Raw genomic sequence first — 23,919 nt, forward strand, 5'->3', positions numbered from 1 at the left:
ACATGACATGAGCAATGCAGCACAAGCCCTCGCCACGCCGGTACGGCTCGACATCCAGCCGGTCGCCGGACGGATCGGCGCGGAGATTCGCGGCGTGACCCTGTCCGGCGAACTGGACGCCGCCACCGTCGAGGCGATCCAGGCCGCCCTGGTACGCCACAAGGTGATCTTCTTCCGGGGCCAGAGCCAGCTCGACGACCAGACCCAGGAGGCCTTCGCCCACTTGCTCGGCGAACCGGTCGCCCACCCCACCGTGCCGTCCCGCGAAGGCACCCGCTTCCTCCTCGAGCTGGATGGCGCCGAAGGCCGCCGGGCCAATTCCTGGCATACCGACGTGACCTTCGTCGAGGCCTACCCGAAGGCCTCGATCCTGCGCAGCGTGGTGGCCCCGGAGTCCGGCGGCGATACCGTCTGGGCCAACACGGCGAGCGCCTACGCCGACCTGCCGGCGGAGCTGCGCGAGCTGGCCGACCGGCTCTGGGCGGTGCACAGCAACGAGTACGACTACGCCGGGGTCAAGCCCAGCGCCTCGGTGGAGCAACTGGAGAACTACCGCAAGGTATTCACCTCGACCGTCTACGAGACCGAGCACCCGGTGGTCCGCGTGCATCCGCAAAGCGGCGAGCGGACGCTGCTCCTCGGCCACTTCGTGAAACGCCTGAAGGGTCTTTCGCAGCATGACTCGGCGCACCTCTTCGCGGTGCTGCAGGGGCACGTCACGCGGCTGGAGAACACCGTGCGCTGGCGCTGGCAGGCCGGCGACGTGGCGATCTGGGACAACCGCGCGACCCAGCACTACGCGATCGACGACTACGGCAACCAGCCGCGCGTGGTGCGCCGGGTGACCCTCGGCGGCGACGTGCCGGTCGGCATCGACGGGCAACGCAGCCGGACGATCCGGAAGGCATGACGGACCCGGCCCTCTCCTCGCCGGGGAGGGCGACCACAGGCAGAACGAACCCCCCGAGGACCCCTTACATGAGCCAATCCGCCACCGCCCGGCAACCCGAACCCGAGGTCGCCGAGGTATTTCGCATCACTCCCCTGGAGGCGCCGCTGGGCGCCCAGGTCCGTGGCCTCGACGCGCGTCGTCCGCTGGCGCCGGAGCAGGTCCTGGCGCTCAAGCAGGCGCTGCGCGAGCACCACATCCTGGTGTTCCGCCAGCAGCACCTCGACGATGAGCAGTACTTGCGCTTCGCCACCCTGTTCGGCTCGGTGTTCCAGCCGCCGGCGGACATCCCGGTACTGTCCTCGGGCGGCGACGGCAAGGTGCCGGACATCGTCAAGGTGGCCAACACCGGCGACGGCGAACTGGGCAACTTCGCCCTGCCGGCACACATCGACCACCAATGGACGCCGGTGCCGTCCTCCGGCTCGTTCCTCTACGCGCTGGAGGTGCCGTCCAGTGGCGGCGAGACGCGCTTCACCAACCTGGCGCGCGCCTACGAGAGCCTCGACGAGGCGACCCGGCGCGAAATCGATGGCCTGCGCCTGATCAACTACAACCCCTTCATCCGCCTGCGCGAGGGTGGCTACGGCGGCGGTTTCGCCACCTACCGCACGCCGGACATCGAACCGATCCAGGGCAGCGAGCACCCGCTGGTACGCACCCACCCCGAAAGCGGCCGGCGCGTACTGTTCCTCAGCGCCCACACCGAGGTGGAGATTCCCGGCTACGACCCCGCGCGGGGCCAGGCGCTGATCGGTCGCCTGCGCGAACATCTGGCGCGCCCGGAACTGAGCTACAGCCACGCCTGGTCGGTGGGCGACATCGTCTGGTGGGACAACCAGGCCGTGCTGCATGCGCGCAACGCCTTCCCGGCCAGCGAGCGGCGGCGCCTGAAGCGCATCAGCCTGGCGGGCAGCCGTCCGTTCTGAGCCGGCATCCCCCAGCGTGCGCCGGCTCCTCCGTTGCCAACCGGCGCCGGTCGCTGCGCGCCGCTCTGGCGAGCCCCTTCCGATCCGGCGAATAGCTAGCAGAACTGCGACATGCTGTCGCAGTTCTGCCATTTCTCCGCGTCTATCCTGCCCGTAGGGCAATTCGCCTTTGGTCTAACGAGCTGGCCTGCAGCGCCCATGGAAAGGCGATCCTGACTTTGTAGTCAAAGTTTTGCTTTGCTACTTTGGCCAGACATCAGGGATTGCTGATACAGCGTATTAAAAACATTAATTACCCCGGCATTCCGCGGCGCTGGCAGGATATTTTCCCGTCGAAGCCGTAGCGGCTTGACCTGATAGCCGGTCATTCACGGCAGGGATGTCATATTCTCGCGCGGGCTTCCCCGGATAGGCTGCACGCCAGTCAGGACGAGCCCGGCGGCGATGGGCGGGAATTGTTGGTCGGTTTATGACTTGTAGTTTCTCTGTCGTATGCCTTCAGAACTTGTTGAAGGCTTTTCGGCTCGATTGCACAATGCCGCGCCAAGGTTCGTTCGCGAATCGCGGTATGTGAGCTAGACCTCCGCAGCCGGTGCGCCATCCGCAGTGCCCCGGACTACTCGACAATCACGCAGGAGATTCGTGAGTGCAGATCGGTGTCCCCCTCGAGACCCATGCCGGTGAGACGCGGGTTTCCGCCACCCCGGAAACCGTCAAGAAGCTGATCGGCCAAGGCCACCAGGTGATCGTCCAGAGCGGCGCCGGCGTCAACGCCAGCCAGCCGGACAGTGCCTATGAAGCCGCCGGCGCGACGATCGGCAGCGCCGCCGAGGCCTTCGGCGCCGACCTGGTGCTGAAGGTGGTCGCGCCCAGCGCCGCCGAGCTGGCCCAGATGAAAAGCGGCGCCGTGCTGGTCGGCATGCTCAACCCCTTCGACAACGAGAACATCGCCCGCATGGCCGAGCGCGGCATCACCGCCTTCGCCCTCGAGGCCGCGCCGCGTACCTCGCGGGCGCAGAGCCTGGACGTGCTCTCCTCGCAGGCCAACATCGCCGGCTACAAGGCGGTGATGCTCGCCGCCAACCACTACCCGCGCTTCATGCCGATGCTGATGACCGCCGCCGGCACCGTGAAGGCCGCCCGCGTGCTGATCCTCGGCGCCGGCGTCGCCGGCCTGCAGGCGATCGCCACGGCCAAGCGCCTGGGCGCGGTGATCGAGGCTTCCGACGTGCGTCCGGCGGTGAAGGAGCAGATCGAGTCGCTCGGCGCCAAGTTCGTCGACGTGCCCTACGAGACCGACGAAGAGCGCGAGTGCGCCGAAGGCGTCGGCGGCTACGCGCGGCCGATGCCGGCCTCGTGGATGGAGCGCCAGGCCAAGGCCGTGCACGAGCGCGCCAAGCAGTCGGACATCGTCATCACCACCGCGCTGATCCCCGGCCGCAAGGCGCCGACGCTGCTGCACGAGGCGACCGTGGCGGAGATGAAGCCGGGCTCGGTGGTCATTGACCTGGCCGCCGCCCAGGGCGGCAACTGCCCGCTGACTGAGGCCGACCAGGTCGTGGTCCGGCACGGCGTGACCATCGTCGGCCACAGCAACCTGGCCGCGCTGGTACCGGCGGACGCCTCGGCGCTATACGCGCGCAACATCCTCGACTTCCTCAAGCTCACCCTGAACGCCGAAGGCTTCAGCGTGAACCTAGAGGACGACATCGTCGCCGCCTGCCTGATGTGCCGCGACGGCCAGGCGGTGCGCAAGAACGGCTGAGCCGCTGCGTCGGGAAGCTTCGATAACGATAAATGCGCACGCCTCGCGCCTGCGCCCTGAAGACCGGTGAAAACGATGGATATCATTTCTGACGGGATCTACAACCTGATCATCTTCGTGCTGGCCGTGTATGTCGGCTACCACGTGGTATGGAACGTCACCCCTGCCTTGCACACCCCGCTGATGGCGGTGACCAACGCGATTTCCGCGATCGTCATCGTCGGCGCCATGCTCGCCGCCGCCCTGACCGTGACCCCGCTGGGCAAGGCCATGGGCACCCTCGCCGTGGCCCTGGCCGCGGTCAATGTGTTCGGTGGCTTCCTGGTCACCCGGCGCATGCTGGAAATGTTCAAGAAGAAAGCGCCGAAGGCGGGGGGCCACTGATGAGCATGAACCTGGTCACTCTCCTGTACCTCATCGCCTCGGTCTGCTTCATCCAGGCCCTGAAAGGCCTGTCGCACCCGACCACCTCGCGCCGCGGCAACCTCTTCGGCATGGTCGGCATGGCCATCGCCGTGGCCACCACCGTCGGCCTGGTGTTCAAGCTGGGCGCGGAGATCGCCACCACCGGCGTCGGCTACATCGTCGTCGGCCTGTTGGTCGGCGGCACCGCCGGCTCGATCATGGCCAAGCGCGTCGAGATGACCAAGATGCCCGAGCTGGTCGCCTTCATGCACAGCATGATCGGCCTGGCCGCGGTGTTCATCGCCATCGCCGCGGTGGTCGAGCCGCAGTCGCTGGGGATCGTCGCGCACCTGGGCGACACCATTCCCACCGGCAACCGCCTGGAGCTGTTCCTCGGCGCGGCCATCGGCGCCATCACCTTCTCCGGTTCGGTGATCGCCTTCGGCAAGCTCTCCGGCAAGTACAAGTTCCGCCTGTTCCAGGGCACCCCGGTGCAGTTCTCCGGGCAGCACCTGCTGAACCTGGTGCTCGGCCTGGCGACCCTCGGCCTGGGCCTGGCGTTCATGTTCACCGGCAACCTCACCGCCTTCGCCGTGATGCTGGCGCTGGCTTTCGTCCTCGGCGTGCTGATCATCATCCCCATCGGCGGCGCCGACATGCCGGTGGTGGTGTCGATGCTCAATTCCTATTCCGGCTGGGCCGCGGCGGGGATCGGCTTCTCGCTGAACAACTCGATGCTGATCATCGCCGGCTCGCTGGTCGGCTCCTCGGGCGCGATCCTCTCCTACATCATGTGCAAGGCGATGAACCGCTCGTTCTTCAACGTCATCCTCGGCGGCTTCGGCGCCGAAGCCGACGCCGGCGGCCCGGCGGGCTCCAAGGAGCAGCGTCCGGTGAAGTCCGGTTCGGCCGACGATGCCTCGTTCCTGCTGACCAACGCCGACAGCGTGATCATCGTCCCCGGCTACGGCCTGGCGGTGGCCCGCGCCCAGCACGCGCTGATGGAACTGGCGGAGAAGCTGACCCACCGCGGGGTCACCGTGAAGTTCGCCATCCACCCGGTCGCCGGGCGCATGCCGGGGCACATGAACGTGCTGCTGGCCGAGGCCGAGGTGCCCTACGAGCAGGTGTTCGAGATGGAGGACATCAACTCCGAGTTTGGCCAGACCGACGTGGTCCTGGTGCTCGGTGCCAACGACGTGGTCAACCCGGCGGCGAAGAACGATCCGAAGTCGCCCATCGCCGGCATGCCGATCCTCGAGGCCTACAAGGCCAAGACCGTGATCGTCAACAAGCGCTCCATGGCCAGCGGCTACGCCGGCCTGGACAACGAGCTGTTCTACCTGGACAAGACCATGATGGTGTTCGGCGACGCCAAGAAGGTCATCGAAGACATGGTCAAGGCGGTGGAGTGATTCCCCGCTGAGTCCACCAGAACCCCGGCCGAGGCCGGGGTTTTTCGTTTTCGCGGGTTGCCCGCGCGGCGTACTCCGCCGCTTCCGACGGCGAAAACACCAGCCTTTCAGGAATATTTTTCATGCCCGCAAGGCATGGGTTTTTCGTCGGATCGCTGTAGCCCGCCAACCACGCGGCCTGTGGCGACACGGGCGAAACCCATAGCTCCAGAAGTTATTTCCATAACAAAAATAATTACTTCAGGCGCTAAGCCTCCTTGCCAATCATGCAACTCCCTGCGCCGCTAGGACTCCAGCACGGACCTGAGCGGCCATCGAGTTCGTCAGTGCAAGGAGCTTTTCCATGGCAACACCCCAGCCCGTCGATGCCCGCACGCAGCCCTGGCGCGAGACGCCCGGCGGCGACCTGGTGGCGCTCGGTCGGCCGGTTCGCCAGGCGTTGCACCTGGTTCGCCACAGCCCGGCACAGGGTCGCGTGCTCAGCCGGCGCGAGACGATCCTGCTGGTCCTGTTCGCCTTGACCCTGCACGGAGCGGTGATCCATTGGCTGAGCCAGCAGAGAACCCCGGCGCTGCCCGAGGTGCCGCCACAGGTGCCGCCGATGACCATCGAGTTCACCGCCCCGGCACCGCCGGTGGTGGAACCGCCGCCGCCCGAGCCGCTGCCGCCGGTGGTCGAGGAACCGCCACCGCCGGTGGTCGACGAGAACGCGGTGAAGCCACCGCCGCCGAAGCCGGTGCCAAAGCCGAAACCCAAGCCCAAGCCGCAACCCCGGCCCAAGCCGGCGCCGAAGGCCGTCGAGCCGGCTCCGCCCGCGCCGCCGCAACCCGCCGCGCAACCCGCCCCGCCGGCTCCGGCCGCCGCCCCGGCAGCGCTGACGCCGCCGTCGGCGAACGCCGGCTACCTGCACAACCCGGCGCCGGAATACCCCGCCCTGGCCATGCGCCGCGGCTGGGAGGGCACGGTGCTGTTGCGAGTGCATGTCCTCGCCAGCGGCAGCCCGAGCGAGATCCAGGTGCAGAAGTCGAGCGGACGCGAAGCCCTCGACCAGGCCGCGGTGAAAGCGGTCAAGCGCTGGTCCTTCGTTCCCGCCAAGCGCGGCGACAAGGCCGAGGACGGCTGGGTCAGCGTACCGATCGATTTCAAGTTGAACTGAATCTGCAGCGTCACGAGGAGTATCCGTCATGAGTCTGTTAACCACCCCGCTCGAATCCGTCGAAGGCGCCGTCATCTGGCTGCTGGTCGGCTTTTCCGTGGTCACCTGGGGCCTGGCCCTGGTCAAGGGCGTGCAGTTCGCCCGGCAGAAGCGCCAGGACCGCCAGTTCCAGAAGCAGTTCTGGAGCGCCACCAGCCTCGACTCCGCCGGCGAGCAGGCGCAGGACAAGCAGGGCGCCGGCGCCCGCGTGGCCCAGGCCGGCTTCGCCGCGATCCAGGTGCAGGACAACGGCCAGCCCGACCTGGCCCAGTCGATCAACCACCAGGACCGTCTCGAACGCGCCCTGCGCCAGCAGATCCAGCGCGAGCGGCGTTCCCTGGAGTCGGGCCTGGCGGTGCTCGCCTCGATCGGCTCGACCTCGCCCTTCATCGGTCTGTTCGGCACCGTCTGGGGCATCATGGAGGCGCTCAAGGGGATCAGCGCGGCCGGCTCGGCGAGCCTGGAGACCGTGGCCGGGCCGATCGGCAGCGCGCTGATCGCCACCGGCGTGGGAATCGCCGTCGCGGTGCCGGCGGTGCTGGTCTACAACTACTTCCTGCGGCGCCTGAAGCTGACCGCCGCCGACCTCGACGACTTCGCCCACGACTTCTACAGCCTGGCGCAGAAGAGCGCGTTCCGCGTCATCGTCCATCCCTCCGCCGCGCGCCAGGCCGGCAACCCCTCGCGCAACGTGAAGGAGGCGTCCTGACATGGCCTTCTCGACCCAGGACAGCGACGAAGTCCTTTCCGAAATCAACGTCACCCCGCTGGTCGACGTGATGCTGGTGCTGCTGGTGGTGTTCATCGTCACCGCGCCGCTGCTGACCAACTCGATCCCGATCAACCTGCCGAAGACCGAATCGGTGGCCCCGCCGGAGCAGAAGGACCCCCTGGTGGTGAGCATCGATGGCGCCGGCAAGCTGTTCGTCAACAAGGACGAGATCCAGCCGGAGCTGCTGGAGAGCAACCTGGCCGCGGCCAAGGCGAAGGACGCCGAGGTCCGCGTGCAGCTGCAGGCCGACGAAGGGGTGAACTACGGTCAGGTGGCGAAGGCCATGGCCTCCATCGAGCGTGCCGGGATCACCAGGCTGGCGGTGATCACCGCACGCTGAAGCGAATGCACGCCGTCCGGCGCAGGCCGGGCGGGCAACGGTTTCGACCGCTCCGATCCGGGCAGGGGAGAGCGGTCTTTTTTATTCCAGGCAGGGTGCGCGGGGCCCGATGCTCTTGCACCGGCGCCAGGGGGCGGCCCCTCAGGGCTGCCGCGCCGGCGCCTCCCGCTCTTTGGCTTCCTCCGTTTCCTCGGCCTCCCATTCGCCGGCCCAGTCTTCGCCGAACAGCTCGCTGGGGTGCTGGGTACGGCTGGCGCCGTTGCCGCAGCCCATGGAGTCCGCCGGGCAATAGCGGTCGCAACCCCAGCAGATGCGCTCGGGGTGGCTGGGATGGAGGGGAAATTTCTTGGCCATGGTCGTATCCGATACCTGATGCCTGCGCTCAGGTATACCGCCGGTACGCGATGGAGCCCAGGCGTGGTGGCGGAAAACTGCTGTCGGCTTGCGCTGGATCAACGGAATCGTCTTATAGAAATATATAGAATAAGAAAATTTCTTTTTATTACTTATAGAAACGGGCAGACTCCCATACACTTTCCTGGTGATGATTTTTTCTGGAGGGATCTCCATGCACAGCGAACGCGTCCGTTATGTGTTGGTGCCCGGTTGGTACGGCTCGGAAGACGCCCATTGGCAAAGCCACTGGCAGCGCGCGCTGCCGAATGCCTCACGGGTCGAGCAACAGGACTGGATCACCCCGCTGCGCGCCGACTGGATCGCCGAGCTGGACGCCGAGATCCGCCGCCAGCCCGGGCCGGTGGTGCTGATCGCGCACAGCCTGGGTTGCGTGACAGTGGCGCTGTGGGCGGCCCAGGCCGAGCGCCGGGTGCGCGACCAGGTGCGCGGCGCCCTGCTGGTGGCGCCGGCCGACGTCGAGCGCGAGAGCTGCGCCGAGGCGCTACGCAACTTCGCGCCGATCAGCCGCGAGCCGTTGCCGTTCCCCAGCGTGCTGGTGGGTTCCGACAACGACCAGGCCTGCAGCCCGCAGCGCGCCATGCACCTGGCCCGCGCCTGGGGCGCGGAGACGGTGATCCTGCCCGAGGCCGGGCACATCAACGTGAAGTCCGGCCACGGCGCCTGGGAGGCCGGCTACCGTCACCTGTTCCGCTTGCAGTACCTGATCGACAGCCAGGCTCGTCGCCGCGCCTGATCCTCCAGATCGTTAACCTTGGCGTAACGGTTCGTCGCCCGGCTTGATTGAACAGGCCTGGCGGCCTGCCTAACGTGGCTCCTCACGACAGCGTGAAACCTGGAGCCGACATGACGACACCGATCTCTCCCCCGCCGCAGTGGTCGCGGCGCCGCCAGGAAAAGCAGCGGCGCCTCGAACGCGTGCGCGGCCTGGCCGACGGCGCGGTGCTGCCGCGCGAACGCCTGGTCGCCGCCCTGGAGGCGCTGATCGCGCCGGGCGATCGGGTGGTGCTGGAAGGCAACAACCAGAAGCAGGCGGATTTCCTCTCCCGTTCGCTGGCCCGGGTCGATCCCGGCAAGCTGCACGACCTGCACATGATCATGCCCAGCGTCGGCCGCCCGGAGCATCTCGACCTGTTCGAACTGGGCATCGCGCGCAAGCTCGACTTCTCCTTCTCCGGCCCGCAGAGCCTGCGCATCGGCCAGTTGCTCGAAGACGGCCTGCTGGAGATCGGCGCGATCCACACCTATATCGAGCTGTACGCGCGGCTGGTGGTCGACCTGATCCCCAACGTGGCGCTGGTCGCCGGTTTCGTCGCCGACCGCGAAGGCAACGTGTACACCGGGCCGAGCACGGAAGACACCCCGGCGCTGGTGGAGCCCACCGCGTTCAGCGACGGCATCGTCATCGTCCAGGTCAACCGTATCGTCGACGACCCGCGCGACCTGCCGCGAGTGGATATCCCGGCCTCCTGGGTGGACTTCGTGGTCGAGGCCGACCAGCCGTTCTACATCGAGCCGCTGTTCACCCGCGACCCGCGCCACATCAAGCCGGTCCACGTACTGATGGCGATGATGGCGATCCGCGGCATCTACCAGCGGCACAACGTGCAGTCGCTGAACCACGGCATCGGCTTCAACACCGCGGCCATCGAACTGATCCTGCCGACCTACGGCGAGTCCCTCGGCCTGAAGGGCAAGATCTGCCGACACTGGACCCTCAACCCGCACCCGACCCTTATCCCCGCCATCGAGAGCGGCTGGGTCGAGAGCGTGCACTGCTTCGGCACCGAGCTGGGCATGGAGGGCTACATCGCCCAGCGTCCCGACGTGTTCTTCACCGGTCGCGACGGCTCGCTGCGTTCCAATCGGATGTTCTGCCAACTGGCAGGACAATACGCCGTCGACCTGTTCATCGGCGCTACCCTCCAGGTCGACGGCGACGGCCATTCCTCCACCGTCACCCGCGGACGCCTGGCCGGCTTCGGTGGCGCCCCGAACATGGGCCACGACCCGCGCGGCCGGCGCCACTCGACGCCGGCCTGGCTGGACATGCGGGGCGAACCCGAGGCCTTGCTGGAGCGCGGCCGGAAGCTGGTGGTGCAGATGGTCGAGACCTTCCAGGACGGCGGCAAGCCGACCTTCGTCGAGCGTCTCGACGCGCTGGAGGTAGCGCGCCAGACCGGCATGCCGCTGGCGCCGGTGATGATCTATGGCGACGATGTCACTCATGTGCTCACCGAGGAAGGCATCGCCTACCTGTACAAGGCGCGCTCGCTGGAGGAACGCCAGGCGATGATCGCGGCGGTGGCGGGGATCAGTCCGATCGGCCTGCGCCACGATCCGCGCGAGACCCTGCGGATGCGCCGCGAAGGGCTGATCGCGCTGCCCGAGGACCTCGGCATCCGCCGCACCGACGCCTCGCGCGAGCTGCTGGCGGCGAAGAGCATCGCCGAGCTGGTCGAGTGGTCCGGCGGGCTGTACCAGCCGCCGGCGCGTTTCAGGAGCTGGTGATGAACGCCATCGCGCACCTCGCGGCGACGCCGCGCGCCGACCTCGGCGAATGCCTGGCCGACCTGGCGGTGGACGCCCTCATCGACGAAGCCGAACTGTCGCCCAAACCGGCCCTGGTGGATCGTCGCGGCAATGGCGCACATGCCGACCTGCACCTGGGCCTGATGCAGGCCTCGGCGCTGAGCCTGTGGCCGTGTTTCAAGGAAATGGCCGACGCTGCCCAGCGGCATGGGCGCATCGATGCGTGCCTGCGCGGCATCCTTGGCCAACTGGGGCGCGACGGCGAGGCGGCAATGCTGCGTACCACCGAAGGCGTGAACACCCATCGCGGAGCGATCTGGGCGCTCGGCCTGCTGGTCGCGGCCGCCGCTCTCGAACCGCGCCGCACGCAGGCCGGCGAAGTGGCCGCGCGCGCAGGGCGCATCGCCCTGCTCGACGATCCGGCGGCCGCCATCGGCGACAGCCACGGCGAGCGCGTCCGTCGGCGCTACGGCGTCGGCGGCGCCCGCGAGGAGGCGCGTCTCGGCTTCCCCCGCGCAGTGTGCCACGGCCTGCCGCAGCTATGGCGTAGCCGCGAAGGCGGCGCTAGCGAGCAGAACGCCAGGCTCGATGCGCTGCTGGCGATCATGAGTGTCCTCGACGATACCTGCGTGCTGCACCGCGCCGGTCGCGTCGGCCTCGCCGCGATGCAGGATGGCGCCCGCGCGGTGCTCGCCGCCGGCGGCAGCGCCAGTCTTGCCGGGCGTCGCCGCCTGTGCGAGCTGGACCGCCGCCTGCTGGCGCTGAACGCCTCGCCCGGCGGCGCCGCCGACCTGCTGGCCGCCTGTCTTTTCCTCGATCGCCTGCCCGCCGTGTCCGGTGGGTGGGCTGGGAGTCTCTGAGATGGAAACCCTGACCTTCGAATTTCCCGCCGGCGCTCCGGCGCGCGGTCGCGCCCTGGCCGGCTGCGTCGGCTCCGGCGACCTTGAGGTGCTGCTCGAGCCGGCCGCCGGAGGCGCGCTGAGCATCCAGGTGGTGACCTCGGTGAACGGCAGCGGCCCGCGCTGGCAACAACTCTTCGCGCGGGTCTTCGCGGCGTCCACGGCGCCGGCCGCGTCGATCCGCATCCACGATTTCGGCGCCACGCCCGGGGTGGTCCGCCTGCGCCTGGAGCAGGCACTGGAGGAGGCTGGCCATGACTGACGTCGCCCGCCTGCTGGCGCTGCGCAGCTTCACCGAACTGGGAGCGCGCCAGCGCGCCCGCGCCCTGCTCGACGCGGGCAGCTTCCGCGAATTGCTCGATCCCTTCGCCAGCGTGCAGTCGCCCTGGCTGGAACGACAGGGCATCGTGCCCCAGGCCGACGATGGGGTAGTGGTCGCTCGTGGCCTGCTCGACGGCCAGCCGGCGGTGCTCGCCGCCATCGAAGGGGCCTTCCAGGGCGGCAGCCTTGGCGAAGTCAGCGGAGCGAAGATCGCCGGCGCGCTGGAGCTGGCCGCCGAGGACAACCGCAACGGCGTTCCGACCCGGGCCCTGCTGTTGCTGGAAACCGGTGGCGTGCGCCTGCAGGAAGCCAACCTCGGACTGGCGGCGATCGCCGAGATCCAGGCGGCCATCGTCGATCTGCAGCGCTACCAGCCGGTGGTGGCGGTGATCGCCGGGCCGGTCGGCTGCTTCGGCGGCATGTCCATCGCCGCCGGGCTGTGCAGCTACGTGCTGGTGACCCGCGAGGCGCGCCTCGGATTGAACGGTCCGCAGGTGATCGAACAGGAGGCCGGCATCGCTGAATACGACTCGCGCGACCGGCCGTTCATCTGGAGCCTCACCGGCGGAGAGCAGCGCTTCGCCAGCGGTCTCGCCGACGCCTACCTGGCCGACGACCTCGATGAGGTACGCACCTCGGTACTCGCGTATTTCGCCAAGGGCCTGCCGGCACGGCCGCGCTGCCGCCGCGCCGAGGATTACCTGCGGCGGCTGGGCGACCTCGATACCGCCGAGCAACCGGACGCCGCCGGCGTGCGCCGGTTGTACCAGGGGCTGGGCCAAGGAGATGCAACATGAGCCAACCTTTCGCTTCCCGTGGCCTGGCCTGGTTCCAGGCGCTGGCCGGTGGCCACGCGCCGCGTCCCGGCGATCCTGCTTCGTTGCGCGTCGCCGATGCCGAGCTGGACGGCTACCCGGTGCGTTTCCTGGCCGTCGTGCCCGATCCCGACAATCCATTCTTGCGCGCTCGCCAGGGCGAGGTCGGGCTGCTCGAGGGCTGGGGCCTGGCTGCCGCCGTCGACGAGGCGCTGGAGGCCGACCGCGAGGCGCCGCGCAAGCGCGCGCTGCTGGCCATCGTCGACGTGCCGAGCCAGGCCTACGGCCGCCGCGAGGAGGCCCTGGGTATCCACCAGGCGCTGGCCGGGGCGGTGGATGCCTACGCCCGCGCCCGGCTCGCCGGGCATCCGCTGATCGGCCTGCTGGTGGGCAAGGCGATGTCCGGCGCGTTCCTCGCCCACGGCTACCAGGCCAACCGTCTGATCGCCTTGCACGATCCGGGGGTGATGGTCCACGCCATGGGCAAGGCCGCCGCCGCGCGGATCACCCTGCGCAGTGTCGAGGAACTGGAGGCGTTGGCGGCGAAGGTGCCGCCGATGGCCTACGACATCGACAGCTACGCGTCGCTCGGCCTGCTCTGGAGGACCCTCCCGGTGGAGACCGTCGAGGTGCCGTCGACGGCGGACCTGGAGCGGGTCCGCACCTGCCTGGGCGAGGCCCTGGCCGATATCCTCGGCGGCCCGCGCGACCTAGGCGGCCGCCTCGGCGCGGCCAACCGCGAGGCGTCGGCGCGGGTGCGCCGGCTGCTGCGCGAGCAGTGGTGAATTCAGGAGCGAGCCGTGGTCATCGCGAACAGCTCACAGCGGGGCTCCAGCCGGCGACGGCTCGCTCCTGATCCGATGCGCCGCAGGGCAGGGCCGGAGCCCCACGACCTGCTCCTGGGCATGGCGCCGGAGCATCTGCCGGAGAATGCTCCGGCCTGGGTCCGCGCGGCCCTGAAGGCCGGCTGGCCGGTGGTGGTGCGCCGTGCGCCGGCAGATCCTGCACGGGTGGCCATCGGCGTGCGCGGCCTGGCGCGGGAGCAGCGCTGGGCCGGCTGGATGCCGTTGGCGGCAATCACCCGGCGCTTGCGCCCGGAAGCGCTGGCCCAGCGCGAGTCGGCGATGCAGCGTGATCTGCCGGCCTGGCGTGCCTTGCGCGACGTGCGTGCGCCGCTGAACGTGCTGGGGCTGGCCTGGGGCGTGACCGGCGGCGCCGGTTTCGAGCTGGCCAGCGGGGTCGCCGTGCTGCATCCGGACAGCGACCTCGACCTGCTGCTGCGCACCCCGCGCCCGTTCCCGCGCGATGACGCGCTGCGCCTGCTGCAACGCTTCGAGCAGTGTCCCTGCCGGATCGACCTGCAACTGCAGACCCCGGCGGGCGGCGTGGCCCTGCGCGAATGGGCCGAGGGCCGGCCCCGGGTGCTGGCGAAAGGCAGCGAGGCGCCGCTGTTGCTGGAAGACCCCTGGCGGGTCGCGGAGGTCGAGGCATGAGCGCGCTGTTCGCCTATCCCGGCCAGGGCGCCCAACGTCCCGGCATGCTCGCGGCCTTGCCCGACGAACCGCCGGTGCGCGCCTGCCTGGAGCAGGCGGCGGACTGTCTCGGCCAGGCGCCGGCCGAACTGGAGAGCGCCGAGGCCTTGCGCGGAACCCGCGCGGTGCAGTTGTGCCTGTTGATCGCCGGGGTAGCCGCCAGCCGCCTGCTGGAGGCGCGCGGGCATCGGCCGGGACTGGTCGCCGGGCTGTCCATCGGTGCCTATCCGGCGGCGGTGGTGGCCGGAGCGCTGGACTTCGACGACGCGTTGCGTCTGGTGGCGCTGCGCGGCGAACTGATGCAGGCCGCCTGGCCCGAGGGCTACGGGATGAGCGCCATCCTCGGTCTCGACCAGGCGCAACTGGAGGCGCTGATCCTGGCGGTGCGGCGCGAGCACCCGCCGCTCTACCTGGCCAACGTCAACGGCGAGCGGCAGTTGGTGGTGGCCGGCAGCGACGCGGCGTTGGCCGCCCTCGCCGAACGCGCCCGTGCCGCGGGCGCCAGCGCGGCGAAGCGCCTGGCGGTGAGCGTACCCTCGCACTGTGCGCTGCTCGACGAACCGGCCACGCACCTGGCCGAAGCCTTCGCCGGCATCCGCCTGCGTCGTCCGCGCGTGCCCTACCTGAGCAGCAGCCGGGCGCGCCTGGTCGCCGAACCGGCTGCGCTGGCCGACGATCTCGCCGGCAACATGGCGCGCCGCGTCGAGTGGTTGGCGACATTGCGCAGCGCCTACGAGCGCGGTGCCCGCCTGCATCTCGAGCTGCCGCCGGGACGGGTCCTCAGCGGTCTGGCGCGGCCCCTGTTCGGCTGCGCCACGCCGGCCTTCGAAGGCTCCCGGGCGGATACCCTGGACGCGCTGTTGCGCGAGGAGGAAAAGAGAACCCGATAAGCGTTCGTTCGAGGCATAAAAACAACAACATCGATCCGCAACCGAGGACAACAATAATGATTATCTACGGTGTCGCACTGCTGTCTCTGTGTACCCTCGCCGGGCTGTTCATCGGCGAGATCCTTGGCGTGCTGCTCGGCGTGCCGGCCAACGTCGGTGGCGTCGGCATCGCCATGCTGCTGCTGATCTTCGTCGGCAGCTACCTGGGCAAGCGTGGCCTGCTCTCGGCGAAGACCGAGCAGGGCGTGGAGTTCTGGAGCGCGGTCTACATTCCCATCGTGGTCGCCATGGCCGCCCAGCAGAACGTCCTCGGCGCGCTGAGCGGTGGGCCGGCCGCGATCCTCGCCGGCATCGCCGCGGTCGCCGTGGCCTTCGCCCTGGTCCCGCTGCTCGACCGCTTCGGCCGGAAGAAAACCGAAGGCGCCCCGCCGTTGAAACCGCGCACCAGCGTGCAGGGGTGAGCGCCATGTTCGAGTCCCTGAACAAAGTCATCAATGGCTACGGCCTGATCAGCGGCTTCGCCATCATCGGCGTGACCATGGCGGTGTCCTACTGGTTGTCGGCGCGCCTCACCCGCGGGCGCCTGCACGGTTCGGCGATCGCGATCTTCCTCGGCCTGGTGCTGTCCTACGTCGGCGGCGTCGCCACGGGCGGGCAGAAAGGATTGGTGGACGTGCCCCTGATGTCCGGTATCGGCCTGCTGGGCGGCGCCATGCTGCGCGACTTCGCCATCGTCGCCACGGCCTTCGGGGTGAATGTCGAGGAACTGCGTCGGGCAGGGGTTTCCGGGGTGGTGTCGCTGTTCCTCGGGGTCGGTTCGTCGTTCGTCGCCGGGGTCGCGGTGGCCATGGCCTTCGGCTATACCGACGCAGTCAGCCTGACCACCATCGGCGCCGGCGCGGTCACCTACATCGTCGGACCGGTGACCGGCGCCGCCCTGGGGGCCAGCTCCGAGGTGATGGCGCTGAGCATCGCCGCCGGGCTGGTGAAGGCGATCCTGGTGATGGTCCTGACGCCTTTCGTCGCGCCCTACATCGGCCTGAACAATCCACGTACGGCGGTGATCTTCGGCGGTCTCATGGGCACCTCCAGCGGCGTCGCCGGCGGCCTCGCCGCCACCGACCCGAAGCTGGTGCCCTACGGTTGCCTGACCGCGGCGTTCTACACCGCCATCGGTTGCCTGCTGGGGCCGTCGCTGCTGTATTTCAGCGTGCGCGGCCTGGTTGGGTGAGCGGGCTTGTCCGGGCTCCCTCTCCCTGAAGGGCGAGGGTTGGGGAGAGGTCGGCGGGCCAGCGGTAATGTGGACTTCCGTCCGCTATCCCGCCGCCTCCTGCTCCAGGCGCAGGCTGTACATCCGGCACTCCGCGAGCAACGCCAGCAGGTTCGGGTCGCGCTCCTTGGCTTTGAGGAACACCACGCCGATGTGCTGCTGCAGGCGATAGCGCGGTTGCAGCGGGATCAGCCGCACGCGGTTCTCGTAGACCGCCTCGATGCGTTTGGGCAGCAGCGCATGGCCGACCCCCGAGCTGACCATGCTGAGGAGGGTGAAGATGTCGTTCACCTGCATGGCGATCTGCGGTTCGAAGCCGGCCTGCTGGAACACCCGGGTGCCGTCCTGATGGGTGGCGAAGCCCTGGGTGAGCGTGACGAAGGGCGTGTCGCGCAGGGTGCTGAGATCGATCTCGGCGAGCCTGGCGTAGGGCGAGTCCACCGGCACGGCGAGGAAGATGTCATCGGAGAACAGCGGCAGGTGCTCGCAGTCGGGATCGCTGACGCTGTCGTTGAGCGACACCAGGATGGCGTCCAGCTCCATGTTCTTCAACTGGTAGAACAGATCGACGTTGGAGCCGAGGATCAGGTCGATGTTCAGCGCGCTGCGTCGCAGCTTGAGGCCCATGATCAGTTGCGGCACGGTCTTCACCGTCAGCGAATAGAGCGCACCGAGCTTGAAGCGCTCGGCGGAGAAGCCGGCCGCCTCGCGCGTCAGGCGCACCGTGTCGAGTACCTCCTGGACCAGCTTCTGCGCGCGCTCCTCGAGCACGTAGGCGCTTTCCAGCGGGGTCAGGTTGCGTCCCTCGTGCTTGAACAGCGGGCAGCGCAGGGCGCTTTCCAGCGAGTGGATGGCGCGGTGCACGCTGACGTTGCTGGTGCCCAGTTCCGCCGCCGCGCGCGCCAGGTTGCCGGTGCGCATGAAGGCGAGGAAGGTTTCCAGCTTCTTGAGGGTGATTTCTTCGTCGATCCGCATGCGCGTTCCCCTGGCCGGTGGCATCCGGGGGATTGTGCCTGAGGCGGCGAGGGAGGGGTAAAAAGAGCCGTCATGTCCTGGTGCGTGGCGGAGCATGACGGCCGGAAAACGCCCCGGACGGGCGGACTTGCACTAACCGGGATGCAACGTAGGCTGGCGGGCGCGGGGCCCGCCAGGGGGATCCATCAGCGGATCGACTGGATGGTGCCCTTGCTGCCGGTGACCTTGACGTCGACCTTCTTGAATACGAAGTAGTCGTTCACCGAGACCTCGTAGCGCGGCGCCACGATCAGGTCGGCGTTGGAACTCTTCACCGCCTTGAACGCGGCGGCGGCCTTGGCCGAGGACACCGGGTCGAAGGCGCCGAGGTTCAGGCCCGAACCGCTTTCGGCACCGTAGGTGACGCCGTCGGCGAACTGGTTGTCGCCGCCGAACTTGATGAAACCGAACAGGATGTTGACCGAGGAATCGCCGCTGATCGGCCCGCCTACGGCGACGTCGGCCTTCAGGTCGGTCTTCACCGCGCCGGCCACCGGGGCGATGGGCTGGCTGATGTTGTAGCTGGTGCAGCCGGTCAGCGAGGCGGCGGCGAACAGGAAGGCGGGCAACAGGAACTTCTTCATCTGACTCTCCAGGATGACTCATCAATGAGACGGCAGGCCCGAATATCCATCGATCCTTGGGCATTGCCGGGCTACCGAACCGGGGCGATTCGGAGCGCCGGCCACCCTAGCAACGGAGGCTTTTTGCCACAGTCATCGGATTCGTCTTTGTCAGGAAGAAAATTCCTCTTTGAATGTCGGAAAGATGAGGGTCAGTGCCGGCGCTCGGCGAGCTTGCCCAGTTGCTCCCGGCAGTAGTCGACGAACAATCGTGCCGGCTTGGTCAGTTGCGCGCGTTTCAGCCAGGCGGCGGCGAGCCCGGAGGTGGACACCGGCTCGGCGAGGTCGACCATGACCACTTTCTTGCCGTCGTAGGTGCATTCCGAATGCGGGCGGGTGACCAGCAGGGAGAAGCCGAAGCCCTGGCCGACCATGCCGCGCACCATCTCGATGGACGGTGAGCTGAAGGCGATGTTCGGCGTCAGGCCGAGTTCCTCGAACAGGCTGACGAAGTAGGTCCGGCTGGGCTGCACGTCGAGCAGGATCATCGGCTCCAGGCACAGGTCGCGCAGCGACACCTGCGCCTGCCCGGCGAAGCGATGCCCTTCGGGGAGCAGCGCGTGGGGTCGTTGCGGCGGCATCAGCGGCTCGGTCTCGATGGTCGAGTCGAGGTCGTGCTCGTAGAGGAAGGCCAGGTCGAAGCGCCCCGAGGTGAGGCCTTGCACCAGTTCCTGCTGCTCGCCGTCGCGGATGCGGATCTCCACCCCCGGATAGGCCTGGCGAAAGCCGGCGATCAGGCCCGGCAGGTAGAGCGGGGCGACCGTCTCGAAGCAGCCGATGTCGATCTGCCCGGCGATCACGTCGTTGTCGGCCAGGGCGTTCTGCTCGAACTCGTGGGCCATCCGCAGCAGTTCCTGGGCCTTGCGGTAGAAGCGCGCGCCGGCGGGGGTCAGCGACACGCCCTGGGCGTGGTGGCGGATGAACAGCTGCACGCCGAAGCTTTCCTCCAGACCCTTCACCGCGGTGGAGATCGACGGCTGGGCGATGTACAGCTTGCGCGAGGCCTCGGCCACGCTGCCGCATTCCACGGTGGTCACGAAATACTTGAGTTGCCGCAAGGTATAGGACGCCACTGCAAGACCTCATCGGCGCATCATCCTCCCCGGGCCGGGCGTGTGCGCCTCGATTGTTGTGTTCGCCGCGCTGCAAGCAAGTTGCAGGCCGCTGCCGAGCGTCGCGGCGCTGGCCGCGACGACGATTGCCCGCCTGCACGATAACCCAGCACGACGCACTTTGCCGGGGCACGCCTGGCCAGCTTTTTCTTATGTCCCGAGGACATTTTTAATAATTTTCCTTCGCAGCGGCTTGCGCGACCATCCTTCCCCATCGACCCCATGGACAGCGGTCCGCCATCTGGCGGTCCGGGCCATGCGTGCAGAACCACGACCGGCGCAGACCGGCGAGATAACAAGGAGAAGGTGGGGTGTTCGAACTCAGCGATTGGCAACGGCGCGCCACGACACAGCGCTTCATCGACCAGGCCCTGATCGGCGGCCGCCAGCGTCCGGCCGCCAGCGGCGCTACCTTCGACGCCATCGATCCGGCGAGCAATCGCCTGCTGGCGCGGGTCGCGGCCTGCGACGCGGCCGACGTCGATGCGGCAGTGGCCGCCGCCCGCCGCGCCTTCGACGAAGGCCCCTGGGCGCGTCTCGCCCCGGTCGAGCGCAAGCGCGTGCTGCTGCGCCTGGCCGAGCTGATGCTGGCCCATCGCGAAGAGCTGGCGCTGCTCGACTCGCTGAACATGGGCAAGCCGGTGATGGACGCCTGGAACATCGACGTGCCCGGCGCCGCCCACGTCTTCGCCTGGTATGCGGAAAGCCTCGACAAGCTCTACGACCAGGTCGCGCCGACCGCCCGGCAGGCCCTGGCCACCATTACCCGCGTGCCGCTGGGGGTGATTGGCGCGGTGGTGCCGTGGAACTTCCCGCTCGACATGGCTGCCTGGAAGCTCGCCCCGGCCCTGGCCGCCGGTAACTCGGTGGTGCTCAAGCCGGCCGAGCAGTCGCCGTTCTCCGCCCTGCGCCTGGCCGAGCTGGCCCTGGAGGCGGGGGTGCCGGAAGGCGTGCTGAACGTGGTGCCGGGCCTCGGCGAGCAGGCCGGCAAGGCCCTCGGCCTGCACCCGGAGGTGGACGCACTGGTGTTCACCGGCTCCACCGAGGTCGGCAAGTACTTCATGCGGTATTCCGCGCAATCCAACCTCAAGCAGGTCTGGCTGGAGTGCGGCGGCAAGAGTCCGAACCTGGTGTTCGCCGATTGCCGCGATCTCGACCTGGCGGCGGAGAAGGCCGCCTTCGGGATTTTCTTCAACCAGGGCGAGGTCTGTTCGGCGAACTCGCGCTTGCTGGTGGAGCGTTCGATCCACGACGAGTTCGTCGAGCGCCTGCTGGCCAAGGCCCGCGACTGGCAGCCGGGCGATCCGCTGGATCCGGCCAGCCGCGCCGGCGCCATCGTCAACCGCCGGCAGACCGCCGGGATCCTCGCCGCCATCGAGCGGGCGCAAGGCGAGGGCGCGACCCTGCTCGGCGGTGGCCGCCAGTTGACGATCAACGGTTCGGACAACTTCATCGAACCGACCCTGTTCGGCGACGTACGCCCGGACATGCAACTGGCCCGCGAGGAAATCTTCGGTCCGGTGCTGGCGATAAGCGCCTTCGACTCCGAGGACGAGGCCATCCGCCTGGCCAACGACAGCCGCTACGGCCTCGCCGCCTCGCTGTGGAGCGACGACCTGCACCGTGCGCACCGGGTGGCGCGGCGCTTGAATGCCGGAACGGTGTCGGTGAATACCGTGGACGCGCTGGACGTCGCGGTGCCTTTCGGCGGCGGCAAGCAGTCCGGCTTCGGTCGCGACCTGTCGCTGCATTCCTTCGACAAGTACACCCAGTTGAAGACGACCTGGTTCCAGTTGCGCTGAAGACGCGACGGACGCGACACGACTCGATGCCGATAACGACAACAAGAGGACGATCGAATGAACGACACGCCGAACCTGCGTGAGCCGGCCCTGCGCCGCGTGCTCGGGCTGGGACCGCTGCTGGCGGTGGCCATCGGCCTGGTGGTTTCCCAGGGCGTGATGGTACTGATGCTGCAAGGCGCCGGGACGGCCGGCCTGGGCTTCATCGTGCCGCTGGGAGTGGCCTACCTGCTGGCGCTGAGTTACGCCTTTTCCTTTTCCGAGCTGGCCCTGATGATTCCCCGCGCCGGTAGCCTGAGCAGCTACACCGAGGTGGCCATCGGGCATTTCCCGGCGATCCTGGCGACCTTTTCCGGCTACGTGGTGGTGGCGATGTTCGCCCTCTCGGCGGAACTGCTGCTGCTCGACCTGATCATCGGCAAGGTCTACCCCGGCGCGCTGCCGCCGATGCTGGTGGCCTACGGCGTGCTCGGCCTGTTCACCCTGCTCAACCTGCTCGGCATCGACATCTTCGCGCGCCTGCAGAGCGCCCTGGCGCTGCTGATGATGATCGTCCTGCTGGTACTCGGCCTGGGTGCGGTGAGCAGCGAGCACGCTTCCGCGCAGACCGCCCTGGCGAGCGGCTGGAACCCGCTCGGGGTAAGCGCCCTGGCGCTCACCGCGATGGCCGTGTGGGGCTTCGTCGGCGCCGAGTTCGTCTGCCCGCTGGTGGAGGAGACGCGGCGTCCGGAGCGCAACATCCCGCGTTCGATGATCCTCGGCCTGAGCATCATCTTCCTGACCATCGCCCTCTACTGCTTCGGTGCGCTGCTGTGCATCCCGCAGGCGGAACTGGCCGGCGACCCGCTGCCGCACTTCCTCTTCGCCAACCGCGTGTTCGGTGAGTACGGCCAGCTGTTCCTGGTGATCGCCGCGATCACCGCCACCTGCAGCACCCTCAACTCGTCGCTGGCGGCGATCCCGCGGATGCTCTACGGGATGGCGCAGAACGGCCAGGCCTTCCCGCAATTCAAGCAGCTCAGCCGGCGGGCGCGCACGCCCTGGGTGGCGGTGCTGTTCGTCGCCGCGATCACCGGCCTGCCGATCCTGATCCTCGGCCAGGACCCGGACTCGATCAACCTGCTGCTGCTCGCCGCCGCGCTGGCCTGGCTGCTGGCCTACATCATCGCCCACGTCGACGTGCTGGCCCTGCGCCGTCGCTATCCGCACATCGCCCGTCCGTTCCGCACGCCGTTCTATCCGCTGCCGCAACTGTTCGGCATCGCCGGGATGATCTATGCGGTGGTCCATGTCTCGCCGACCCCGGAAATGACCGGACGGATCTTCGCCAGCGCCGGCGTGGTGCTGGGCGTGGTCTCGCTGGTGGCGGTGGTGTGGATCAAGGGCGTGATGCGCAAGCCCCTCTTCGTACCCGAACCGCTCGAGACGGCCGGTGAGACTGCCCAGGGCAAGTCCGTCGCCCTCGATCCCCTGCAATCCCCTTCGGCCTGACGCGCCAAGGGAACAAGGAGAACACAGACGATGACCGCTCAGCTCAACCCGCAGCGCGATACCCGCGACTACCAGCAACTGGACGCCGCGCACCACATCCACGCCTTCCTCGACCAGAAGGCGCTGAACCGCGAAGGCCCGCGGGTGATGGTCCGCGGCGATGGCCTGCAGCTCTGGGACAACGACGGCAAGCGCTACCTGGACGGCATGTCCGGCCTCTGGTGCACCAACCTCGGCTACGGCCGCCAGGACCTCGCCGCCGCCGCCAGCCGCCAACTGGAACAACTGCCGTACTACAACATGTTCTTCCACACCACCCACCCGGCGGTGGTGGAGCTTTCCGAGATGCTCTTCAGCCTGCTGCCGGACCACTACAGCCACGCGATCTACACCAACTCCGGCTCCGAGGCCAACGAGGTGCTGATCCGTACCGTGCGGCGCTACTGGCAGATCCTCGGCAAGCCGCAGAAGAAGATCATGATCGGCCGCTGGAACGGCTACCACGGCTCGACCCTGGGCAGCACCGCTCTTGGCGGGATGAAGTTCATGCACGAGATGGGCGGCATGCTGCCGGACTTCGCCCACATCGACGAACCCTACTGGTACGCCAACGGCGGCGAGCTGAGCCCGACCGAGTTCGGTCGCCGCGCGGCGCTGCAACTGGAGGAGAAGATCCTCGAGCTGGGCGCGGAGAACGTCGCCGCCTTCGTCGCCGACCCCTTCCAGGGCGCCGGAGGCATGATCTCCCCGCCGCAAAGCTACTGGCCGGAGATCCAGCGCATCTGCCGGCAGTACGACGTGCTGCTGTGCGCCGACGAAGTGATAGGCGGCTTCGGCCGCACCGGCGAATGGTTCGCCCACGAACACTTCGGCTTCCAGCCGGACACCCTGTCCATCGCCAAGGGCCTGACGTCCGGCTACATCCCCATGGGCGGCCTGGTACTCGGCAAGCGCATCGCCGAGGTGCTGGTGGAGCAGGGCGGGGTGTTCGCCCACGGCCTGACCTATTCCGGCCACCCGGTGGCGGCGGCGGTGGCCATCGCCAACCTCAAGGCGCTGCGCGACGAGGGCGTGGTCACGCGGGTCAGGGAGGAGACCGGACCCTACCTGCAACGCTGCCTGCGCGAGGTCTTCGGCGACCATCCGCTGGTCGGCGAGGTCCAGGGCGCCGGCTTCGTCGCCGCGCTGCAGTTCGCCGAGGACAAGGCGACCCGCAAGCGCTTCGCCAACGAGAACGACCTGGCCTGGCGCTGCCGCACCATCGGCTTCGAGGAGGGCGTGATCATCCGCTCCACCCTCGGCCGCATGATCATGGCCCCGGCGCTGGTGGCCGGGCGTGCCGAGATCGATGAACTGATCGACAAGACCCGTATCGCGGTGGATCGCACCGCGCGCGAGATCGGCGTGCTCTGACGCGCCCCGGCGGCCCGGCTT

General features: G+C 68.4%; 25 protein-coding genes. 21 read left to right on the plus strand and 4 right to left on the minus strand.

Annotation, left to right across the window (positions count from 1 at the left end; all coding sequences use genetic code 11):
- The first annotated feature begins 7 nt into the window (after positions 1 to 7).
- The 8 genes from HMPREF2886_RS13665 to HMPREF2886_RS13700 all read left to right on the plus strand — a co-directional run bounded on the left by HMPREF2886_RS13665 (position 8) and on the right by HMPREF2886_RS13700 (position 7,770).
- Positions 8 to 910 carry a TauD/TfdA dioxygenase family protein gene (locus HMPREF2886_RS13665; protein WP_033973585.1) on the plus strand — a complete coding sequence of 301 codons (903 nt, stop codon included), beginning with the start codon at positions 8 to 10 and terminating at the stop codon, positions 908 to 910.
- 68 nt (positions 911 to 978) lie between these two features.
- Positions 979 to 1,878, plus strand: coding sequence for a TauD/TfdA dioxygenase family protein (locus HMPREF2886_RS13670; protein WP_033976866.1), 900 nt, complete (start codon positions 979 to 981; stop codon positions 1,876 to 1,878).
- 646 nt (positions 1,879 to 2,524) lie between these two features.
- Positions 2,525 to 3,643 (plus strand): Re/Si-specific NAD(P)(+) transhydrogenase subunit alpha, encoded by a 1,119-nt coding sequence (locus tag HMPREF2886_RS13675; RefSeq protein ID WP_003083972.1) that lies wholly within the window; start codon positions 2,525 to 2,527, stop codon positions 3,641 to 3,643.
- A gap of 75 nt (positions 3,644 to 3,718) precedes the next feature.
- A complete protein-coding gene (locus HMPREF2886_RS13680) occupies positions 3,719 to 4,027 on the plus strand; it encodes an NAD(P) transhydrogenase subunit alpha part 2 (protein ID WP_003083974.1) in 309 nt (102 codons plus the stop codon).
- A complete protein-coding gene (locus tag HMPREF2886_RS13685; RefSeq protein WP_033973588.1) occupies positions 4,027 to 5,463 on the plus strand; it encodes an NAD(P)(+) transhydrogenase (Re/Si-specific) subunit beta in 1,437 nt (478 codons plus the stop codon). Before HMPREF2886_RS13680 ends, HMPREF2886_RS13685 begins: the two co-directional genes overlap by 1 nt.
- Positions 5,464 to 5,806: 343 nt before the next feature.
- Positions 5,807 to 6,619, plus strand: a complete 813-nt coding sequence (locus HMPREF2886_RS13690; RefSeq protein WP_033976868.1) for an energy transducer TonB — start codon at positions 5,807 to 5,809, stop codon at positions 6,617 to 6,619.
- A 28-nt stretch (positions 6,620 to 6,647) separates the two neighbouring features.
- Positions 6,648 to 7,367 (plus strand): MotA/TolQ/ExbB proton channel family protein, encoded by a 720-nt coding sequence (locus HMPREF2886_RS13695; protein ID WP_003083979.1) that lies wholly within the window; start codon positions 6,648 to 6,650, stop codon positions 7,365 to 7,367.
- 1 nt (position 7,368) lies between these two features.
- Positions 7,369 to 7,770: an ExbD/TolR family protein gene (locus tag HMPREF2886_RS13700; RefSeq protein WP_003106175.1), complete on the plus strand. Its 402-nt coding sequence runs from the start codon at positions 7,369 to 7,371 to the stop codon at positions 7,768 to 7,770.
- Positions 7,771 to 7,911: 141 nt separating this feature from the next.
- Here HMPREF2886_RS13700 and HMPREF2886_RS13705 read toward each other — a convergent pair whose 3' ends face one another.
- The gene (locus tag HMPREF2886_RS13705) at positions 7,912 to 8,124 is read right to left on the minus strand and encodes a DUF3079 domain-containing protein (protein ID WP_070747616.1); all 213 of its coding nucleotides are present in this window, start codon (positions 8,122 to 8,124) and stop codon (positions 7,912 to 7,914) included.
- Positions 8,125 to 8,338: 214 nt separating this feature from the next.
- Here HMPREF2886_RS13705 and HMPREF2886_RS13710 point away from each other — a divergent pair, with 214 nt between their 5' ends.
- From HMPREF2886_RS13710 to madM, 10 genes are all read left to right on the plus strand, one after another.
- Complete coding sequence (locus HMPREF2886_RS13710) at positions 8,339 to 8,920, plus strand: alpha/beta hydrolase (protein ID WP_003106176.1); 582 nt, start codon at positions 8,339 to 8,341, stop codon at positions 8,918 to 8,920.
- Between the two features lie 110 nt (positions 8,921 to 9,030).
- Positions 9,031 to 10,695: a malonate decarboxylase subunit alpha gene (mdcA, locus tag HMPREF2886_RS13715; protein ID WP_003111980.1), complete on the plus strand. Its 1,665-nt coding sequence runs from the start codon at positions 9,031 to 9,033 to the stop codon at positions 10,693 to 10,695.
- A complete protein-coding gene (locus HMPREF2886_RS13720; RefSeq protein ID WP_070747619.1) occupies positions 10,695 to 11,576 on the plus strand; it encodes a triphosphoribosyl-dephospho-CoA synthase in 882 nt (293 codons plus the stop codon). Before mdcA ends, HMPREF2886_RS13720 begins: the two co-directional genes overlap by 1 nt.
- Before the next feature lies 1 nt (position 11,577).
- On the plus strand, positions 11,578 to 11,877 hold the full coding sequence (locus tag HMPREF2886_RS13725) for a malonate decarboxylase subunit delta (RefSeq protein ID WP_003084001.1): 300 nt from the start codon (positions 11,578 to 11,580) through the stop codon (positions 11,875 to 11,877).
- The gene (locus tag HMPREF2886_RS13730; RefSeq protein WP_033976876.1) at positions 11,870 to 12,733 is read left to right on the plus strand and encodes a biotin-independent malonate decarboxylase subunit beta; all 864 of its coding nucleotides are present in this window, start codon (positions 11,870 to 11,872) and stop codon (positions 12,731 to 12,733) included. The genes HMPREF2886_RS13725 and HMPREF2886_RS13730 overlap by 8 nt, the downstream gene beginning before the upstream one ends.
- On the plus strand, positions 12,730 to 13,536 hold the full coding sequence (gene mdcE, locus HMPREF2886_RS13735; RefSeq protein WP_070747621.1) for a biotin-independent malonate decarboxylase subunit gamma: 807 nt from the start codon (positions 12,730 to 12,732) through the stop codon (positions 13,534 to 13,536). Before HMPREF2886_RS13730 ends, mdcE begins: the two co-directional genes overlap by 4 nt.
- A gap of 15 nt (positions 13,537 to 13,551) precedes the next feature.
- Complete coding sequence (locus tag HMPREF2886_RS13740; protein ID WP_073649067.1) at positions 13,552 to 14,244, plus strand: malonate decarboxylase holo-ACP synthase; 693 nt, start codon at positions 13,552 to 13,554, stop codon at positions 14,242 to 14,244.
- Complete coding sequence (gene mdcH, locus HMPREF2886_RS13745; RefSeq protein ID WP_070747624.1) at positions 14,241 to 15,173, plus strand: malonate decarboxylase subunit epsilon; 933 nt, start codon at positions 14,241 to 14,243, stop codon at positions 15,171 to 15,173. The genes HMPREF2886_RS13740 and mdcH overlap by 4 nt, the downstream gene beginning before the upstream one ends.
- A 56-nt stretch (positions 15,174 to 15,229) precedes the next feature.
- On the plus strand, positions 15,230 to 15,634 hold the full coding sequence (madL, locus tag HMPREF2886_RS13750) for a malonate transporter subunit MadL (protein ID WP_033973606.1): 405 nt from the start codon (positions 15,230 to 15,232) through the stop codon (positions 15,632 to 15,634).
- Positions 15,635 to 15,639: 5 nt separating this feature from the next.
- Complete coding sequence (madM, locus tag HMPREF2886_RS13755; RefSeq protein WP_003084016.1) at positions 15,640 to 16,404, plus strand: malonate transporter subunit MadM; 765 nt, start codon at positions 15,640 to 15,642, stop codon at positions 16,402 to 16,404.
- Positions 16,405 to 16,488: 84 nt separating this feature from the next.
- Here the strand turns inward: madM and HMPREF2886_RS13760 are convergent, their stop codons facing one another.
- The 3 genes from HMPREF2886_RS13760 to HMPREF2886_RS13770 form a co-directional block, all read right to left on the minus strand.
- Positions 16,489 to 17,418, minus strand: a complete 930-nt coding sequence (locus HMPREF2886_RS13760; RefSeq protein WP_033973607.1) for a LysR family transcriptional regulator — start codon at positions 17,416 to 17,418, stop codon at positions 16,489 to 16,491.
- Positions 17,419 to 17,603: 185 nt separating this feature from the next.
- Positions 17,604 to 18,041: a hypothetical protein gene (locus HMPREF2886_RS13765; protein WP_033973609.1), complete on the minus strand. Its 438-nt coding sequence runs from the start codon at positions 18,039 to 18,041 to the stop codon at positions 17,604 to 17,606.
- A gap of 191 nt (positions 18,042 to 18,232) precedes the next feature.
- Entirely contained in the window at positions 18,233 to 19,153 is a 921-nt protein-coding gene (locus HMPREF2886_RS13770) for a LysR substrate-binding domain-containing protein (RefSeq protein WP_003084035.1), read from the minus strand.
- A 350-nt stretch (positions 19,154 to 19,503) separates the two neighbouring features.
- On the opposite strand from HMPREF2886_RS13770, the gene HMPREF2886_RS13775 reads away from it, so the two are divergent.
- The 3 genes from HMPREF2886_RS13775 to HMPREF2886_RS13785 are packed head-to-tail and all read left to right on the plus strand — an operon-like array spanning position 19,504 to position 23,898.
- The gene (locus HMPREF2886_RS13775) at positions 19,504 to 20,994 is read left to right on the plus strand and encodes an aldehyde dehydrogenase (RefSeq protein ID WP_070747627.1); all 1,491 of its coding nucleotides are present in this window, start codon (positions 19,504 to 19,506) and stop codon (positions 20,992 to 20,994) included.
- A gap of 57 nt (positions 20,995 to 21,051) precedes the next feature.
- Entirely contained in the window at positions 21,052 to 22,485 is a 1,434-nt protein-coding gene (locus HMPREF2886_RS13780) for an APC family permease (RefSeq protein ID WP_033973611.1), read from the plus strand.
- Positions 22,486 to 22,515: 30 nt separating this feature from the next.
- On the plus strand, positions 22,516 to 23,898 hold the full coding sequence (locus HMPREF2886_RS13785; protein ID WP_070747630.1) for an aspartate aminotransferase family protein: 1,383 nt from the start codon (positions 22,516 to 22,518) through the stop codon (positions 23,896 to 23,898).
- Positions 23,899 to 23,919: the final 21 nt, after the last annotated feature.

It is taken from the genome of Pseudomonas sp. HMSC066A08 (assembly GCF_001813025.1).
Taxonomy (GTDB): domain Bacteria; phylum Pseudomonadota; class Gammaproteobacteria; order Pseudomonadales; family Pseudomonadaceae; genus Pseudomonas; species Pseudomonas aeruginosa.

Bases quoted from the DNA above. Each gene is read 5' to 3' on its own strand.
- HMPREF2886_RS13665 (WP_033973585.1), top strand. From the start codon at position 8: ATGAGCAATGCAGCACAAGCCCTCGCCACGCCGGTACGGCTCGACATC.
- HMPREF2886_RS13670 (WP_033976866.1), top strand. From the start codon at position 979: ATGAGCCAATCCGCCACCGCCCGGCAACCCGAACCCGAGGTCGCCGAG.
- HMPREF2886_RS13680 (WP_003083974.1), top strand. From the start codon at position 3,719: ATGGATATCATTTCTGACGGGATCTACAACCTGATCATCTTCGTGCTG.
- HMPREF2886_RS13685 (WP_033973588.1), top strand. From the start codon at position 4,027: ATGAGCATGAACCTGGTCACTCTCCTGTACCTCATCGCCTCGGTCTGC.
- HMPREF2886_RS13690 (WP_033976868.1), top strand. From the start codon at position 5,807: ATGGCAACACCCCAGCCCGTCGATGCCCGCACGCAGCCCTGGCGCGAG.
- HMPREF2886_RS13695 (WP_003083979.1), top strand. From the start codon at position 6,648: ATGAGTCTGTTAACCACCCCGCTCGAATCCGTCGAAGGCGCCGTCATC.
- HMPREF2886_RS13700 (WP_003106175.1), top strand. From the start codon at position 7,369: ATGGCCTTCTCGACCCAGGACAGCGACGAAGTCCTTTCCGAAATCAAC.
- HMPREF2886_RS13705 (WP_070747616.1), bottom strand. From the start codon at position 8,124: ATGGCCAAGAAATTTCCCCTCCATCCCAGCCACCCCGAGCGCATCTGC.
- HMPREF2886_RS13710 (WP_003106176.1), top strand. From the start codon at position 8,339: ATGCACAGCGAACGCGTCCGTTATGTGTTGGTGCCCGGTTGGTACGGC.
- mdcA (WP_003111980.1), top strand. From the start codon at position 9,031: ATGACGACACCGATCTCTCCCCCGCCGCAGTGGTCGCGGCGCCGCCAG.
- HMPREF2886_RS13720 (WP_070747619.1), top strand. From the start codon at position 10,695: ATGAACGCCATCGCGCACCTCGCGGCGACGCCGCGCGCCGACCTCGGC.
- HMPREF2886_RS13725 (WP_003084001.1), top strand. From the start codon at position 11,578: ATGGAAACCCTGACCTTCGAATTTCCCGCCGGCGCTCCGGCGCGCGGT.
- HMPREF2886_RS13730 (WP_033976876.1), top strand. From the start codon at position 11,870: ATGACTGACGTCGCCCGCCTGCTGGCGCTGCGCAGCTTCACCGAACTG.
- mdcE (WP_070747621.1), top strand. From the start codon at position 12,730: ATGAGCCAACCTTTCGCTTCCCGTGGCCTGGCCTGGTTCCAGGCGCTG.
- mdcH (WP_070747624.1), top strand. From the start codon at position 14,241: ATGAGCGCGCTGTTCGCCTATCCCGGCCAGGGCGCCCAACGTCCCGGC.
- madL (WP_033973606.1), top strand. From the start codon at position 15,230: ATGATTATCTACGGTGTCGCACTGCTGTCTCTGTGTACCCTCGCCGGG.
- madM (WP_003084016.1), top strand. From the start codon at position 15,640: ATGTTCGAGTCCCTGAACAAAGTCATCAATGGCTACGGCCTGATCAGC.
- HMPREF2886_RS13760 (WP_033973607.1), bottom strand. From the start codon at position 17,418: ATGCGGATCGACGAAGAAATCACCCTCAAGAAGCTGGAAACCTTCCTC.
- HMPREF2886_RS13765 (WP_033973609.1), bottom strand. From the start codon at position 18,041: ATGAAGAAGTTCCTGTTGCCCGCCTTCCTGTTCGCCGCCGCCTCGCTG.
- HMPREF2886_RS13780 (WP_033973611.1), top strand. From the start codon at position 21,052: ATGAACGACACGCCGAACCTGCGTGAGCCGGCCCTGCGCCGCGTGCTC.
- HMPREF2886_RS13785 (WP_070747630.1), top strand. From the start codon at position 22,516: ATGACCGCTCAGCTCAACCCGCAGCGCGATACCCGCGACTACCAGCAA.